At 63.2% G+C, this 15,061-nt stretch carries 14 protein-coding genes; 7 read left to right on the forward strand and 7 right to left on the reverse strand.

Annotated elements, in window-relative coordinates:
• Positions 1 to 166: 166 nt before the first annotated feature.
• The gene (locus tag GJ700_RS17590) at positions 167 to 868 is read right to left on the reverse strand and encodes a response regulator (RefSeq protein WP_195763922.1); all 702 of its coding nucleotides are present in this window, start codon (positions 866 to 868) and stop codon (positions 167 to 169) included.
• Positions 865 to 3,009, reverse strand: coding sequence for a 7TM-DISM domain-containing protein (locus tag GJ700_RS17595; protein WP_154376171.1), 2,145 nt, complete (start codon positions 3,007 to 3,009; stop codon positions 865 to 867). Before GJ700_RS17595 ends, GJ700_RS17590 begins: the two co-directional genes overlap by 4 nt.
• 193 nt (positions 3,010 to 3,202) lie before the next feature.
• On the opposite strand from GJ700_RS17595, the gene GJ700_RS17600 reads away from it, so the two are divergent.
• The gene (locus GJ700_RS17600) at positions 3,203 to 3,838 is read left to right on the forward strand and encodes a biotin/lipoyl-containing protein (RefSeq protein WP_154376173.1); all 636 of its coding nucleotides are present in this window, start codon (positions 3,203 to 3,205) and stop codon (positions 3,836 to 3,838) included.
• 75 nt (positions 3,839 to 3,913) lie between these two features.
• Positions 3,914 to 4,171, forward strand: coding sequence for a YkgJ family cysteine cluster protein (locus GJ700_RS17605; RefSeq protein WP_154376175.1), 258 nt, complete (start codon positions 3,914 to 3,916; stop codon positions 4,169 to 4,171).
• 406 nt (positions 4,172 to 4,577) lie between these two features.
• On the opposite strand, the gene GJ700_RS17610 is transcribed toward GJ700_RS17605, so the two are convergent.
• Together GJ700_RS17610 and GJ700_RS17615 are read right to left on the reverse strand one after the other, a co-directional pair.
• Entirely contained in the window at positions 4,578 to 4,856 is a 279-nt protein-coding gene (locus GJ700_RS17610) for a DUF6881 domain-containing protein (protein WP_371868009.1), read from the reverse strand.
• Positions 4,853 to 5,953 carry an alpha/beta hydrolase gene (locus GJ700_RS17615; RefSeq protein ID WP_154376177.1) on the reverse strand — a complete coding sequence of 367 codons (1,101 nt, stop codon included), beginning with the start codon at positions 5,951 to 5,953 and terminating at the stop codon, positions 4,853 to 4,855. The genes GJ700_RS17610 and GJ700_RS17615 overlap by 4 nt, the downstream gene beginning before the upstream one ends.
• Positions 5,954 to 6,071: 118 nt before the next feature.
• Between GJ700_RS17615 and GJ700_RS17620 the strand changes: the two genes are divergently transcribed.
• On the forward strand, positions 6,072 to 6,503 hold the full coding sequence (locus GJ700_RS17620) for an HD domain-containing protein (protein WP_154376178.1): 432 nt from the start codon (positions 6,072 to 6,074) through the stop codon (positions 6,501 to 6,503).
• Between the two features lie 5 nt (positions 6,504 to 6,508).
• Here the strand turns inward: GJ700_RS17620 and GJ700_RS17625 are convergent, their stop codons facing one another.
• Complete coding sequence (locus GJ700_RS17625) at positions 6,509 to 7,489, reverse strand: aldo/keto reductase (RefSeq protein ID WP_154376180.1); 981 nt, start codon at positions 7,487 to 7,489, stop codon at positions 6,509 to 6,511.
• A gap of 245 nt (positions 7,490 to 7,734) precedes the next feature.
• Here GJ700_RS17625 and GJ700_RS17630 point away from each other — a divergent pair, with 245 nt between their 5' ends.
• Both GJ700_RS17630 and recQ read left to right on the forward strand, forming a co-directional pair.
• Positions 7,735 to 8,568: an undecaprenyl-diphosphate phosphatase gene (locus GJ700_RS17630; protein WP_154376182.1), complete on the forward strand. Its 834-nt coding sequence runs from the start codon at positions 7,735 to 7,737 to the stop codon at positions 8,566 to 8,568.
• A 14-nt stretch (positions 8,569 to 8,582) separates the two neighbouring features.
• The gene (recQ, locus tag GJ700_RS17635; protein ID WP_154376185.1) at positions 8,583 to 10,403 is read left to right on the forward strand and encodes a DNA helicase RecQ; all 1,821 of its coding nucleotides are present in this window, start codon (positions 8,583 to 8,585) and stop codon (positions 10,401 to 10,403) included.
• Positions 10,404 to 10,561: 158 nt separating this feature from the next.
• Here the strand turns inward: recQ and GJ700_RS17640 are convergent, their stop codons facing one another.
• Positions 10,562 to 11,479: a helix-turn-helix domain-containing protein gene (locus tag GJ700_RS17640; RefSeq protein ID WP_154376187.1), complete on the reverse strand. Its 918-nt coding sequence runs from the start codon at positions 11,477 to 11,479 to the stop codon at positions 10,562 to 10,564.
• Between the two features lie 172 nt (positions 11,480 to 11,651).
• Here GJ700_RS17640 and GJ700_RS17645 point away from each other — a divergent pair, with 172 nt between their 5' ends.
• Both GJ700_RS17645 and GJ700_RS17650 read left to right on the forward strand, forming a co-directional pair.
• Entirely contained in the window at positions 11,652 to 12,551 is a 900-nt protein-coding gene (locus tag GJ700_RS17645) for a DMT family transporter (protein ID WP_154376189.1), read from the forward strand.
• A gap of 4 nt (positions 12,552 to 12,555) precedes the next feature.
• Entirely contained in the window at positions 12,556 to 14,322 is a 1,767-nt protein-coding gene (locus GJ700_RS17650; protein ID WP_229507065.1) for an amidohydrolase, read from the forward strand.
• Between the two features lie 3 nt (positions 14,323 to 14,325).
• On the opposite strand, the gene trmB is transcribed toward GJ700_RS17650, so the two are convergent.
• On the reverse strand, positions 14,326 to 15,006 hold the full coding sequence (gene trmB, locus GJ700_RS17655; RefSeq protein ID WP_154376299.1) for a tRNA (guanosine(46)-N7)-methyltransferase TrmB: 681 nt from the start codon (positions 15,004 to 15,006) through the stop codon (positions 14,326 to 14,328).
• Positions 15,007 to 15,061 lie beyond the last annotated feature (55 nt).

Here is a 15,061-nt window from a genome sequence, read left to right on the forward strand (position 1 = left end):
GGTCTTGAAACCGATTGTATAAAAATCAGGCAGCGTCGTGGTGGCTAAAAATAAGAAAAAAAGCCCGCGTGCCTTGTGGGCCGCGGGCTGAACATTCAAATGGGAGAGAGATGAACGGTAGCTCGCATCTTGCCAGCCGATTGTTACGCGACGATGACGCGGCACGTCAACTGCGTAGCGACGACGATTCCGCCTTCTCTTCGAAGTAATACCCCACCCCGTACATGGCGTGGATAAAGCCCCGGTCTGGCGCCAGCGATTTGAGCTTGCGGCGCAGGTTTTTCACATGGGTGTCGATGGCGCGGTCGCCGATGTCGCGCATTTCCGCGCTCATCGCATTGATCAGCGCTTCGCGCGTAAAGACGCGACGCGGCGCGGCGGCCATGGTGCGGAACAATCGCTCTTCGATGCGGGTAAACGGCACCGGCTGGCCGTCGAACAGCACGCGTTCATGGGCGCTGCCGATCACGAAGCCGGTATGCACCGGTTTGACTTTCAAGGCGGGATCGGCGCGCCGCAACAGCGCATGCACGCGGGCCACGATTTCACGGGGACTGAACGGCTTGCAAACGTAATCGTCCGCGCCGGAATTGAGGCCATTCAAGCGGTCTTCCTCCGACGACAGCGCCGTCAGCATCAGGATCGGCACAGTGCTGCTGTGGCGCACGGTGCGGCAAACGGCAATGCCATCCATGCCCGGCAACGTGACGTCGAGGATCACGACCGACGGTTCGTCATCGAGAATCATGCGCAGCGCTTCGCGTCCATCGGCAACGCGCTGCACGCCAAAGCCATCCCGAACCAGGTAATCCGACAGGACGCCGGCGATCTGGTCATCGTCTTCCGCGATCAGCACTCGGTAAGTCATGGCGCCTGTTCCTCCGGGGTGTACGGCAACTCGATCCGCACCAGTACGCCGCCCAGTGCGGAACCTGCAACGCCGATGGTGCCATGGTGCGCGTCGACGATTGCGCGGCATATCTTCATGCCCAATCCACTGCCATCGCTGCGGCGGCTGCGCGCCGATTCGGCGCGGAACAGCGGCTCGAACACTTGCGCCAGTTCGTCGCGCGACAGGCCCGGCGCACTGTCTTCAATCACGATGCGGACCCGGTCTTCCAGCGGTGTGGCCCGTAGCTCGACGCGTCCCGGCGCATCCGTATAGGCGATGCTGTTGGATAGCAAATTGATCAGCAATTGGTTGATGCGTGCGCTATCCCATATTGCCGTGGTTTGTTGCGCATCGCAATGGACTTCGAGTTGCAAGCCCTTCTTACGGGCTTCATTGGCGAAATAAGGCGACAGGTCGGCCAGCAATTGACGGTAATCGAGCGGCGCGAACCGGCACCGTAGCGGGCGCAGGTAGCTCATTGCCAGCTCATGCAAATCGTCCACCAGCCGCGTCAGCCGGTCACACGTGCGGTGCAGCGATTCCACGTGCGCCATGTCGATCGGGTGCACGCCATCGAGCATGGCTTCGATTTCGCCCACCAGGCCCGCCAGCGGCGTGCGCAATTCGTGGCTGATTTCCGCGATCCAGTGGCGCCGCGCCCCTTCCAGGCGGGCCAGCGATTCCGCCATCGCATTGACGCTGACCGTCAGCGGCTGCATGGCGGTATCTTCCGGCAGCGCCAGCCGCGCCGTGAATTCGCCGCCCGCCACGCGCTGCGTGACGGCGCCCACTTCCGCGATGAACGCGGCGCGCCGCTCCATGGCGGCCAGCGCATTGGTGCGGTTGACCATTTCCGCTTCCAGGAACGCGTTGCGCTCGGCCAGCGCCCGCTCGTGGTCCCGCTCCAGCTTGCGCTGGCGGTCTTGCATGCGGCGCACGTGGTCATGCTGCGCCACGGCCAGCAACAGCAATTCCGCGAAATAAATGCCCTGGAAATTCACGAAGCCGTCATACGCATACAGCCCGAGGCGGATGCCGGCCAGTCCCACGGCCACCGGCACGGTACTGCACAATTGCGCAAAGAAGAACCAGCGTGCATGGACCATGCCCATGCGCCATGCATGCCATGCCGCCACCGCGGTAATGGACGTCATCGCCATCAGCACCAGCGTCAGTTGCGTGACGGGCGTGAATACGCCGCACAGGCGCAGCGCGATGCCGACGCATGCGGCGGCAATGATGGCCACGAAAATGCGGTCGAAACGGGGCATGCGCGCGCGGGTTTGCAGGAACTGGCGCGCGAACAGGATCAGGAAGATCGTCTGCACCAGCATCAGCATGTGCAGCAGGTTGTTGAACAAATCCGGATCGTCGAATTGCAGGAAGCGCGCGAAGTGGCCGTTGAAGCCGATCCAGGTGGCGATGGTGGCCAGCGCATACAGGCCGTAAGTGGAAAAGCGCCGGTCGCGCGCCACCGCGGCGCCCACCATCGATGAAAACGCCAGCGCCAGCGGCACGCCATACAGGATACCCAGCTGGTTTTCACTGCGCGCCATGTTGGAGACAAACGATGCCAGCGTATCGAGCCGGAACACCATCTGCATTTCCGCCTTATTAATGTTGCTGAGACGGACATACACTTCGGCGCTCTCGCCCGGCGCGGACGTGAATTTAAAGCTGGGCAAATGGGCCGGCAACTGGCGCTCGGCCACCCGGGTGCGGTCGCCCGCCAGTTCGTGCATGCGCACCTGCCCCGTCAGCACCCACGCTTCCACGTAATCCGTAAACGGCAGGCGGTGTTGCAACACCCAGACGATGGGCCGCGGTTCGGGATTGGTCAGCGTAAAGCGCACCCAGTAGGCGGACGCGGTAAAGCCCCTGGTGAAGTTGTCCGGCGTGAGTTCCGTATAACGCTGCGCGGGCAGCGCGCGCGCCTGGTCCAGCGTCATCTGGCCGGACGGATCTTCCACATATTCGAGCTTTCCCTCTAAACGCAGCGGAAAGCCGTCCGGCAATTCCATCACGGTGCGCGTGGCCATGGCGCCGGACGACGCGCCCAGGGCTAGCCAGAGGAAGAACAGGCGGAACAGCCACGAAACGGACGGGGAGCTTGTCATCTTGCGCGCCCTCTAGTTTGCATTATTGAAACAGAAATTGTAACGCAGACATACAACACTCTACACATTCTGGACTGAATGTTCACAATTTCTCCACAACTGTTTTGTATTCTCACCCACCTGCCTGAACGTCACGCCCCAACCCCGCGTGCGGCTGGCTCATAACCACAACAACGCTTTGGGATGACACGACATGCTACAAGCTTCAAAGGCGCCAGCCCCACAATTGCTGGCCAAACTCGTACTGGGCGCCGTCGCGGCCTTGATCCTGCCAATGCAGGGCGCCAGTGCGGGATCCGGCAACTCGCTGGCCGCAAACAACCGCTCGACCTACCAGGAACAGGTGGATTTGCACAACACGGAAGGCTATACGGAATCGGCGCGCCTGTGCACCCTGCGTGCGGCCGGCAGCGGCGAAATCACCGCCATGCTGGTGCGCGCCGGTGACCGCGTGAAAGCGGGCCAGGTACTGGCGCGCGTGGGCCACGCGGACATCACCGCACCGTATGACGGCATGGTATCGGCGGTGCTGGCGAAAGTCGGCGAATCGGCTTCGTCGGGCCGCCACTTGCTGACGGTGTTCGACCCGACCCGCATGCGCGTGGTGGCATCGATCCCCCGCTCCAAACTGCGCGACGTGAAAGTGGACGAACCGGTGGAAATCGAAGTCCCGTCGATCAACCAGCGCATGACGGCACAAAAAGTCATCGTGATCTCGCAGACGGAACGCCCGATGCAGATGGCCAAAGTGTACCTGGAACTGAACGCCACCACGGGCCTGCAACCGGGCCAACTGGCGCGGGCGAATTTCGCGCCGGGCAAGCAGTAAGCCGGCAATCCGCACCGCGGCGGGCGCGGGGGCTTGCGGTACAATCGCCCTTTCGCCCGCTCGTTTCTCCCTCTTATGGAATGCCGCTCCAACTGCGGCGCCTGCTGCACGGCGCCGTCCATCACTTCTCCGATTCCCGGTATGCCAAACGGCAAACCCGCCGGTGTCCGCTGCATCCAGCTGGCCGATGACAACCGCTGCCTGATTTTCGGCAAGCCGGAGCGCCCCGCGTTTTGCGGCGGCTTGCAGCCGTCCGCCGACATGTGCGGCGACAGCCGCGAGTATGCGATTGCCTGGCTGGGCGAGCTGGAGCTGGCGACCCGTCCGCAGTGATGGCGGCGCACGTCGACCCCGGCTTGCTGGCCCGCTGGCTGACAGCACGCTCGGTGGCGCGCGGCTTGCCGCCGCAGGTTGCCGGCCATGGCGGCCTGCGCGCCAATACGTGACGGGACTGCCCACTGAACGCTGCCGCCATGTCTTTGCCGGCCCGGTTCCGGGCATCCGCGCCCTGGCGCCGACGGTGGACGATCCCCTCACGGTCATCAAGATGTGCGGCGCCGGCGGGGCCTGGGTAAAGCGTTGATGGCGACGGAGGATGGCCGGGCTTTGTATCTGGCGCTGGGGTGGACTGTATTGTCGCCGTATGCGACGGTGGGGTTGCAAACCAGCAACCTGTCTGTGCGGTGATTGTCGTGCTTATTCTCCGCAAAATTTGCGGAGAATAGCCAGATGTTGCAATTTATGCACTAGCGTACTGCCGCCACAGCGCCTCAAATTCCTGCGCACTGATTTCCGCACCGTGGCGCCGGGTATCCGCATTGATCTGCGGCAGTTCCGGCACCGGCGCAGGATCGAGTTCCGTGCTGCCGAAAGCAAAGTCGCTTTCCGCGAACCCCACGCCGCGTGTGCGGAAGAATTCCAGCTTGCGCACTTCATAACGCTGCGCATCGAGTTCCGACACAATGCGCACCGGCAGTGCGTCGTCCGTGTGCAGCCACAACACGTCGACGTAGATCACTTTTTCGCTTTCACCGCCAGCGGCCGCACGTACTCCAGCAAACTCACCAGCACCTTGCCCGGTTCTTCCCACGGCATCATGTGCGCCGAGTGTTCGAACATCACCGTGCGTTTATAGGGCGCCTTGACCTTGTCCATCCACTCCACCGTCGGCATGGCCGGCGTGGTGTAATCGTGGCGGCCCAGGAACATCACGACGGGGATCGGGAACTTGCGCACGCCCTTGAAATCCACCGCAACGAATTCCGGCAGGATTTTGCCCAACGTGTACAGGTTGCCTTCATCGATGGCTTTCACATCGGCCTTGTCGTACTCCGGCGACAGCAGCGGCCCGTCGAAGTAGTACAGCGACGTATCGCGGTATGCCGTCATGCCGCCATAGTACTGGGGCCATTTGCGCGCCGTGATGATGCGTTCGCGCGTGATCGGCTGGTCGCCGGGATACGGGGCGATGGACGCCAGTTCCTGCAATGCTTCCTGGTTGCCTTTTTCCCGCGCCTGTTTCACGGCATAGTCATAGAGGATGCGCTCATTGTCGCGCACGTTGATGACCTGTCCCACGCCGACATAGGCGTAAAACAAGTCCGGCCGTTTCAGCGCGGCCTGCATGCCGACGATGGTGCCCCAGCTGTGGCCCAGCAAGATCACCTTGTCCTTGTTGTAGCGCTTGCGCACATGTTCCGCCACTTCGATGGCGTCGTCGACGTAGCGGGGAATGTGGATGGTGTCCGCTATCGATGCCGGATCGGTTTCGCGGAACGTCTTGCCGGCGCCGCGCTGGTCCCAGTGCACGACGGTGAAGTATTCCTCGATGGGGCGCTGGAATTGCCACAAGGTCGGCATCGCGGTGGCCGCGGGGCCGCCGTGCACGAACAGGATGACCGGATTGTTTTTATCCTGGCCGCGCACGTTGAGCCACTGGTCGATGCCGCCGATGCGCGTCTTGTACGACTCCTGGATACCGCCCGGCGCCAGGATGCGGCCCAGGTCCGCCACCACGGCGCGCTCCTTGCAGCCGGCATCGCCGGCGGCGCACTGCTGCGCGTGGGATGCGTGCGCCATCAAGACCATCGTTACCGCCACTGCCAGTTTCTTCATCCTGTGTCTCCGGTGCGATCGAAAAGGGAGCCAGTGTGACACGGACAATATTGCTGTGCAATTAACATGCGAATTGCTACCAGTGGTTGCCTATAATGAAGCCATCAATCAGGAGAACATGATGAGCACAGTGGAACGGGCGCTCGCCATCGCACGCGAAGCGCATCACGGACAAGTCGACAAGGCGGGCGCGCCTTACCTGGGGCACCCGGTGCGGGTCGCCCAGGCCTGCGTCTCGGCCGACGCGAAAATGGTCGCGCTGCTGCACGACGTGGTGGAAGATTGCGACGGCTGGAGTTTCGAGCGCCTGCGCGCGGAAGGGTTCAGCGAGACCGTCATTGCCGGCATCGAGTCCGTCACCAAGCGCGACGGCGAAGCGTATGACGATTTCGTGCGCCGCGCCGCCGGCAATGCGCTGGGGCGGGAAGTCAAACTGGCCGACCTGGCCGACAACATGGACTTGTCGCGCATCGCGCAGCCGACGCAAAAAGATATCGACCGCATCGCAAAATACCGCCGGGCGACCGCATTGCTGCAGTCGCCCGGCTGACAACGTTAATTAAAGCCCGCCACCGCGTGCGGGATATACGCTTCCTCCAGCAGGCGGATTTCTTCTTTGGTCAGCTTGACCTTCAGCGCCGCCACGGCATCGTCGATATGGCTGTTTTTCGCGGCGCCGATGATCGGCGCCGTCACCACCGGGTTTTGCAGCACCCAGGCCAGCGCCACCTGTGCGCGGGGAATGCCGCGCGCTTCGGCCACCTGCTTGACGCGCTCCGCCACCTGGCGGTCGGCCGCTTCCGTCGCCGTATACATTTCCCTGGCAATCAGGTCGGTGTCGGAACGGTGGCTGGTCACGTCCCAGTCGCGCGTCAGTCGGCCGCGCGCCATCGGGCTCCATGGAATCACGCCGATCTGTTCATCCGCGCACAGCGGCAGCATTTCCCGCTCTTCTTCGCGGTTGATCAGGTTCAGCTGGTTTTGCATGCTGACGAAACGGGTCCAGCCATTGCGCTCGGCCACATGGAGCGCCTTGGCGAACTGCCATGCATACATCGACGACGCGCCGATGTAGCGGGCCTTGCCGGCCTTGACGATGTCGTGCAGCGCTTCCAGCGTTTCCTCGATCGGCGTGTGGTAGTCCCAGCGGTGGATCTGGTACAGGTCCACGTAATCCGTGCCCAGGCGGCGCAGGCTGTTGTCGATTTCCGCCATCAGCGCCTTGCGCGACAGGCCGCGCTGGTTCGGGCCCTTGCCCTGCGGGAAAAACACCTTGGTGGCGATCACCACTTCATCGCGGCGCGCGAAATCGCGCAGCGCGCGGCCCGTGATTTCCTCGCTGGTGCCATCCGAATACGAATTCGACGTGTCAAAGAAATTGATGCCCGATTCCAGCGCATGGCGGATGACGGGGCGGCTCTTGTCTTCATCCAGCGTCCATTCGTGGCCGCCGCGGTCCGGCACGCCGAAGGTCATGCAGCCCAGTACCAGGCGGGATACTTTCAGGCCCGTACGGCCGAGGTTGACGTATTCCATCGCGATCTCCGAGTTATGGGAAAGTTAATATAACCTGCTTCCGCCACTGCAACTAGTTGCGTAGCGTGATAAGACTAACAACTGGCAGTTGTAAATCCCGCGCAATCCCCGGGCCAAAGCCCAACACGGCGTCCGGTCCGGCTGAGTAACAGGGTAGAATACCGACCTCTGGCGCACAGTACATCGGACGGTGCGCGCCACATGGTAAGCTTCGACTCCCCGCCGTTTCCTGATTGACAATAAACATGGATATCACACTCGCACTTCAGGCCTTCATCATGGGCCTGGTAGAAGGCTTTACCGAATTTCTGCCCATTTCCTCCACCGGCCACCTGATCCTGGCCGGCAGCCTGCTCAATTTTGTGGGCGAAAAAGTCAAAGTATTTGAAATCGTCATCCAGGCCGGCGCGATTGTCGCCGTCATGTGGGAATACCGCGTACGTATCGCCACCGTGTTGTCCGGCATGTTCAGCGACAGCCGCGCGCAGCGCTTCATTTTCAACCTGGTGATCGGCTTCCTGCCGGCCGCCATCCTCGGCTTCCTGTTCAACAAGGCCATCAAGGCCAAGCTGTTCGCACCCGTGCCGGTGGCGCTGGCGTTCATCGTTGGCGGCTTCGTGATCCTGTGGGTCGAGAAACGCGCCAAGGACAATCCGCACGCGGTACGCGTGCATTCGGTGGACGACATGAGCGCGCTGGACGCCTTCAAGGTCGGCTGCGCGCAGGCGCTGGCGCTGATCCCCGGCACCAGCCGTTCCGGCGCCACCATCATTGGCGGCATGATGTTCGGCCTGTCGCGCAAGGCGGCCACCGAATTCTCGTTCTTCCTGGCGATTCCGCTGCTGCTGATGGCGACCGCTTATTCGCTGTTCAAGGAACGCGCGCTGCTGTCGGCCGCCGATTTGCCGATGTTCGGCGTCGGCCTGCTGTCGGCCTTCATTTCCGCCTTTCTGTGCGTGCGCTGGTTGCTGCGCTATATCAGCTCGCACGACTTTACGATCTTTGCCTGGTACCGTATCGTGTTTGGTCTGGTTGTCATTGCCACCGCCTATTCGGGCATGGTTGTCTGGGCTGATTAATTAAGCTGTCAACAATGAACGATACCGCCGACCGCGCGCTTCACCTGCTGCAAACCGTCTTTGGCTACCCGGAATTCCGCGGTAACCAGGGCGACATCGTCGAACACGTCGGCAACGGCGGCGATGCGCTGGTGCTGATGCCCACGGGCGGCGGCAAATCGCTGTGCTACCAGATTCCCGCGCTGGTGCGCGACGGCGTCGGCGTCGTCGTCTCGCCGCTGATCGCGCTGATGCAGGACCAGGTCGACGCGCTGGAAGAAGTGGGCGTGCGCGCCGCCTTCCTGAACTCGACCCAGACTTTTGAAGAAACCAGCCGCATCGAGCGGCTGGTGCGCACCGGCCAGCTCGACCTCGTGTACGTGGCGCCGGAGCGCCTCATGACGCAGCGCTGCTTCGATTTGTTCCAGGATTCGAAGATCGCGCTGTTCGCGATCGACGAGGCGCACTGCGTCTCGCAATGGGGCCACGACTTCCGGCCCGAATACATCAAGCTGTCGGTACTGCACGAGCACTTCCCCGACGTGCCGCGCATTGCGCTCACGGCCACCGCCGACCAGCAAACCCGCGCGGAAATCGTGCACCGGCTGGCGCTCGACAATGCGCGCCAGTTCGTGTCGTCATTCGACCGCCCCAACATCCGCTACCAGATCGTCGAAAAGGCCAACGGCCGCAAGCAACTGCTGGACTACATCACGGCGGAACACCAGGGCGATTCCGGCATCGTGTATTGCCTGTCACGCAAGAAGGTGGAAGAAACCGCGGAATTCCTGGTCGAACACGGCATCAAGGCGCTGCCGTACCACGCCGGCATGGAGCATGCGAAGCGGGCCAACAACCAGGCCCGCTTCCTGCGCGAAGACAATATCGTCATGGTGGCCACCATCGCCTTCGGCATGGGGATCGACAAGCCGGACGTGCGCTTTGTCTGCCACCTGGACCTCCCGAAAAGCATCGAAGGCTATTACCAGGAAACCGGCCGCGCGGGCCGCGACGGCATGCCCGCCAGCGCGTGGATGGCTTACGGCTTGCAGGACGTGGTCTTGCAGCGCCGGATGATCGATGAATCCGAAGCGGATGAAAATTTCAAGCGCGTGCTGAGCATGAAGCTCGACGCCATGCTGGGCCTGTGCGAAACGCTCAGCTGCCGCCGCATGCGCCTGCTCGAATACTTTGGCGAGCCGGCCACGCCGTGCGGCAATTGCGACACGTGCCTGATTCCGCCCGTCTCGTTTGACGGCACCGTGCAGGTGCAAAAACTGTTGTCAGCGATCTACCGCGTCGACCAGCGCTTTGCCGCCGGCCACGTGGTCGATGTCTTGCGTGGCGTGGACAGCGAACGGGTGCAGACGTGGCACCACAACAAGCTGTCCGTGTTCGGCATCGGCGCCGACATTTCGGAACAGGAATGGCGCGCCATCCTGCGCCAGGTGATCGCGCTGGGCCTGGTGACAGTCGATCACGAACAATACAGTTCGCTGAAGCTGACGGATGCCGCGCGCCCCGTGCTGAAGGGCGAACACAAGGTGCGCCTGCGCCAGTACCAGAAGCCCGTGAAGCACAAGCGCACGTCGGCGTCGTCGGCGCGCGATTACGTGGAAACCGCGCTGTCGTCCGGCGAGCAGGCCATCTTTGAAAAATTGCGCTGGTGGCGCCAGGGCACGGCGCGCGAACACGGCGTGCCGGCGTACACGATCTTCCACGATGCGACCCTGCGAGAAATCGCGAAAATCCAGCCGTCCACATTGGGCGAACTGCGCGGCATCAGCGGCGTCGGCGAGAAAAAACTGGTGTCGTACGGCGACCAGATCATCGCCATCGTGGCAGAAATGGCCTGATCCCGGCGAATAAAGCAGCCCCGGGACCATCGATCTGGTGTCCCGGCGTCTGCGTAGGGCGGGTTCTACGAACCCGCCATGCATGCGTCAACGCGACGCGAGCACGGCGGCTTTGTAAAAGCCTCCCTACGGGTTATGCCGCGCCATACGAATCGGAATCAGGCCAGCGCCAGCCGGTATTTGCCCGGCGGCGCGCCCACCGCGGCCTTGAAGCGGTGGCTGAAATGGCTCAAGTCCGCATAGCCGCACAAATCCGCCACCTGTTGCAGCGGCATCGACGTTTCCTTCAGCAGCGCCCGGGCACGGTCCAGGCGGCGCTGCGCCACCCACGCTGACGGCGGCATGCCGAACGATACGCGGAACATGCGCGCCAGGTGGAATTCCGACAAACACGCGATGTGCGCCAGTTCACCGAGGGTGATGGGCCGCGCCAGGTTGGCGTCGATGTAATCGGCCAGCCGGCGCCGCACGGCGGGCGACAAGCCGCCCCGCAAGCGCGCGCCGGGATCCGTCATCGCCTGCGACTGCAGCAATTCCGACAACGCCGCATGGGTGACTTCATTGACGCGCAACAGCGCATCCGCGCCCTGCCACGGTGTCGCCACCAGTTGCTCGCACAGCGCCAGCAGGCGCGGATGTTCAAAGTACGTGCGGTCCGCCAGCGTCAGTTCACGCGGCTCACGGTCCAGTTCCAGCACGGCGCGGCTGGTGAAGTGTTCCGGCATGAAGTACACGTGCAACAGGCGCAGGTTCCCCCGCACCATCCACGACGATTCATGCCAGTCAGGCAATGTGCACAGCCGGTTCGGGCCGCCGTACAAGCCCGGCGTTCCATTGCGCTCGGTACGGTACCCGCCGCCCAGGTAACAGGAAAACGTGTGGTGGCCCGGCTGCGTATAAACGGTTTCCGCTTCGACCGTCTCGCGCTGCCAGATCGCCGCCGCCAGGCCATCGCCCAGCCATGCGAAGCGCTCCAGGGTCGCGTCCGTATTGCACATGGTGTTGAACACCGCGTGTGAAATCACGTCCGCACCCGGCGCGAAGGAAGCGGCAGCAGAGGGGGAAAAAGTGGCCATGCAGCCAGTCTAGCATCCGCCGGACGCGCTTGCCGACGACGGCGAAAAAGTGCGCAAGATCAGACAATCGGTCCCGTTCAGACCACATAACAGGCTGCATTTGCGCAATCCCAGACAACTCCAACCGCCCCGGTCCGGGCACGATGTCACCATCGAACCAAGGAGCTTCATCATGAACGCCTTTCTCTACCTGCTGACTGTCCTGATCTGGGGCACCACCTGGATAGCCATCAAATTCCAGCTGGGCGCCGTGCCGGCCCCCGTCTCCATCGCCTACCGCTTCTGGCTGGCCGCGGCCGTGCTGCTGATCGTCCTGAACCTGCTGCGCAAGCCCCTGTGGCCGCCGCGCGCCGCGTGGCGCTACTTGCTGGCGCAGGGCCTGGCGCTGTTTTGCTGCAATTTCCTGTGCTTTTATTACGCCAGCCAATGGGTGCCCAGCGGCCTGGTGGCCGTGGTGTTTTCCACCGCGCCCATCCTGAACGCATTGAATGGCCGCCTGTTCCTGGGCCGCGCCATCAAGTCGCAAGTGGTGGCGGGCGCGCTGCTGGGTTTATCCGGCATCGCACTGCTGTTCCTGCCGCAAATGCAGGGCCACTGGAATGACAGCGGCATGCTGGCCGGCCTGGCGCTGGCGCTCTTGGGCACCCTGTGCTTTTCTACGGGGAATTTGCTGTCGAGCCGCATGCAGGCGCTGGGCCTGACGCCGTGGATGACCAACAGCTGGGCCATGCTGATCGGCGCGTCCATCCTCACGTGCGGGTCGCTGGTGCTGGGCATGCCGTTCACGTTCGAGCCGACGCCCCGCTACGTGGGATCGCTGCTGTACCTGGCCATCCCCGGTTCCGTGATCGCGTTCACCGCCTACCTGTTGCTGGTGGGCCGCATCGGGCCGGACCGCGCGGCCTATTCCACAGTATTATTCCCCATCGTGGCGCTGACCGTGTCCACGGTATTCGAAGGCTACCACTGGAGCGCCGCCGCATTCGGCGGGCTGGCGCTGGTCCTGGCAGGCAACCTGCTGGCCTTCATGCCAGGCCTGCGCTGGCCCCTCAACAAACCCGCACTGGAATAAAGACATGCACATGACCGCCGGCAGGACTTTCGCCTTCATCGCTTCTCTCCTGCCGGCCGTGCTGTCGGCGGCGCCCGTCGCCGATACCGTGTACCGCAACGGCTATGTCTACACCATCGACGCCCAGGACAGCGTGCACCAGGCGCTGGCCGTGCGCGCCGGCCGCATTGCCTATGTCGGCGACGACGACGGCGTGCAGGAACTCATCGGCAGCCGCACCCGCGTGATCGACCTGCAGGGCCGCATGCTGATGCCGGGCCTGGTCGATGGCCACATGCATCCGCAATCGGGCGGCTCCCGGCTGCTCAATTGCAGCCTCGATTACCAGCGCCTGACGGTGCCGCAATTCCAGGCCCGCATCCAGGCTTGCCTGGACCAGGAAAAGGACGACCCGAAACGGTGGCTGATCGTCGTCAACTGGTTCCAGCAGGGGATGCAGCCGGAAAATGTGGACATGACCCGCGCCGCGCTCGATGCTTTGAAAACCACGCGCCCCATCGTCGTACGCTCATCGTTTGGCCACTCGGTCCTGCTCAACTCCAAAGGCATGCAGCTGGCCAAAGTCACGCGCGACGCCAAGGCGCCGCCCGGCGGCAAGATTGCACGCGATGCGCAGGGCGAACCCACCGGCATCCTGGAAGATGCTGCGCAGGACATGGCGATGGATTTGCTGCCGCCGTTGACGCCGAAAGAAAACCTCGCCGCCACCAGGGCCGCGCTGGACGCCATGCGGCGCCAGGGCGTCACCACCTTCCTCGATGCGTTTACCGATCCGGAAACCCTGACCGCGTACCGGCAAGTGCAGCGCGCCGGCAAACTGACGGCGCGCGCGCATTTCGCCGTGCTGATCGACCACGACAAGGACGCGCCGGGCAAACGGGTGGCGGCGGCCGTGAAGCTGGCCAGACAATTCGACCAGGGAGATATCCGCCCCGCGCCGTCGATGCAGGTGCGCCATGCCAAGCTGTTCATGGATGGCGTGATTTCCGCCCCGGCCTTCACGGGTACGATGCTGGAACCGTACTGGATCAACCGCGGCACGGCCGAACAGCCGGACTGGGGGCCGGGCAGCGACAAGGGGCCGGACAGTTACTTCAGCCCCGCGCTGCTGCGCGCCACACTGCATGCGCTGGCCAGGGCCAAACTCGATCCGCACATCCATACCGACGGCGACCGCGCCGTGCGCGACACGCTCGACGCGTTGCAGGACGTGCGTGCGACAAAGGCGGGCAAGGCGCTGCGTCCCGCGCTGGCGCACGGTGAAATCATCGATCCGGCCGACTATCCCCGTTTCGCCCAGCTCGACGCGACGCCCGTGCTGTCATTCCAGTGGGCCAAGCCGGCACCGGACACGGTGGGGGCGCTGAAGGATTACATGGGTCCGAAACGCTATGCGACGGTCGAACCGCAAGCGGTGTTGCAGGCGGCGGGCGCGCGGGTGGCGTTCGGCAGCGACTGGCCCGTCGATCCGCTGGACCAGTGGTTTGCGCTGAAAGTCGCCGTCACCCGCATGGCGGCGCCGGATGCAGGGGCGGAATATGCCGGCCGTTTGACGCAGCAGCCCGGCATGTCCGTGGCGGATGCCTTGCGCGCCATGACCATCAACGCCGCCTATACGCTGCGCATGGAAAAACAGGTTGGGTCGCTGGAAGTGGGCAAGCTGGCCGACATGATCGTGCTGGACCGGAACGTGTTCGACATTCCGGCCGACGAGCTGGCCAATGTGAAGGTGGAACAGACGGTGGTGGGAGGACGCACCGTCTGGCCGTAAGGCTTACTTCTTGGTGAACACCAGATCCCACACGCCGTGGCCCAGCTTCAGGCCGCGGTTTTCAAACTTGGTCAGCGGGCGATAGGCAGGTTGCGGCGCGTAGCCGTCCGCCGTGTTTTGCAAGCCTGGCTCAAGCCCCAGCACTTCCAGCATTTGCACGGCATAGTCTTCCCAGTCCGTCGCGCAATGGATGTAGCCGCCCGGCGCCAGCTTTTGCACCAGGTGCTTGACGAACGGCGCCTGGATCAGGCGGCGCTTGTTGTGGCGCGCCTTGTGCCACGGGTCCGGGAAGAAGATGTGTACGCCGGCCAGCGAATTATCGGCAATCATGAAGTTCAGCACTTCGACCGCGTCATGCTGGATGATGCGCAGGTTGGACAGGTTCTGTTCGCCGATCAGTTTCAGCAGGCTGCCCACGCCGGGCGTGTGCACTTCGACGCCGATGAAATCCTTGTCCGGCATGGCGGCGGCGATGTGCGCCGTGGTGCCGCCCATGCCAAAACCGATTTCCAGGATCACCGGCGCCTTGCGGCCGAATACCTGCTCGTAATCCAGCGGCGCTTTTTCATAATTGACAAGGAATTGCGGTCCCTGCTCTTCCAGCGCACGCGCCTGTCCGGTCGACAGGCGGCCGGCGCGCGTGACGAAACTGCGGATGCGGTGCTCGGTCGGGTCATACAGCATGCCGCGCACGGGGCTGGTGTTCGGCTTGTTATCAGGCGTATCAGAAGACATGGAT

It is taken from the genome of Pseudoduganella rivuli, assembly GCF_009674485.1.
Classification (GTDB): Bacteria; Pseudomonadota; Gammaproteobacteria; order Burkholderiales; family Burkholderiaceae_D; genus Rugamonas; species Rugamonas rivuli_B.

Excerpts from the sequence above, each read along its gene's own strand:
- GJ700_RS17590 (WP_195763922.1), bottom strand. The coding sequence starts at position 868 with ATGACTTACCGAGTGCTGATCGCGGAAGACGATGACCAGATCGCCGGC.
- GJ700_RS17595 (WP_154376171.1), bottom strand. The coding sequence starts at position 3,009 with ATGACAAGCTCCCCGTCCGTTTCGTGGCTGTTCCGCCTGTTCTTCCTC.
- GJ700_RS17600 (WP_154376173.1), top strand. The coding sequence starts at position 3,203 with ATGCTACAAGCTTCAAAGGCGCCAGCCCCACAATTGCTGGCCAAACTC.
- GJ700_RS17605 (WP_154376175.1), top strand. The coding sequence starts at position 3,914 with ATGGAATGCCGCTCCAACTGCGGCGCCTGCTGCACGGCGCCGTCCATC.
- GJ700_RS17615 (WP_154376177.1), bottom strand. The coding sequence starts at position 5,953 with ATGAAGAAACTGGCAGTGGCGGTAACGATGGTCTTGATGGCGCACGCA.
- GJ700_RS17620 (WP_154376178.1), top strand. The coding sequence starts at position 6,072 with ATGATGAGCACAGTGGAACGGGCGCTCGCCATCGCACGCGAAGCGCAT.
- GJ700_RS17625 (WP_154376180.1), bottom strand. The coding sequence starts at position 7,489 with ATGGAATACGTCAACCTCGGCCGTACGGGCCTGAAAGTATCCCGCCTG.
- GJ700_RS17630 (WP_154376182.1), top strand. The coding sequence starts at position 7,735 with ATGGATATCACACTCGCACTTCAGGCCTTCATCATGGGCCTGGTAGAA.
- recQ (WP_154376185.1), top strand. The coding sequence starts at position 8,583 with ATGAACGATACCGCCGACCGCGCGCTTCACCTGCTGCAAACCGTCTTT.
- GJ700_RS17640 (WP_154376187.1), bottom strand. The coding sequence starts at position 11,479 with ATGGCCACTTTTTCCCCCTCTGCTGCCGCTTCCTTCGCGCCGGGTGCG.
- GJ700_RS17645 (WP_154376189.1), top strand. The coding sequence starts at position 11,652 with ATGAACGCCTTTCTCTACCTGCTGACTGTCCTGATCTGGGGCACCACC.
- GJ700_RS17650 (WP_229507065.1), top strand. The coding sequence starts at position 12,556 with ATGCACATGACCGCCGGCAGGACTTTCGCCTTCATCGCTTCTCTCCTG.
- trmB (WP_154376299.1), bottom strand. The coding sequence starts at position 15,006 with ATGCTGTATGACCCGACCGAGCACCGCATCCGCAGTTTCGTCACGCGC.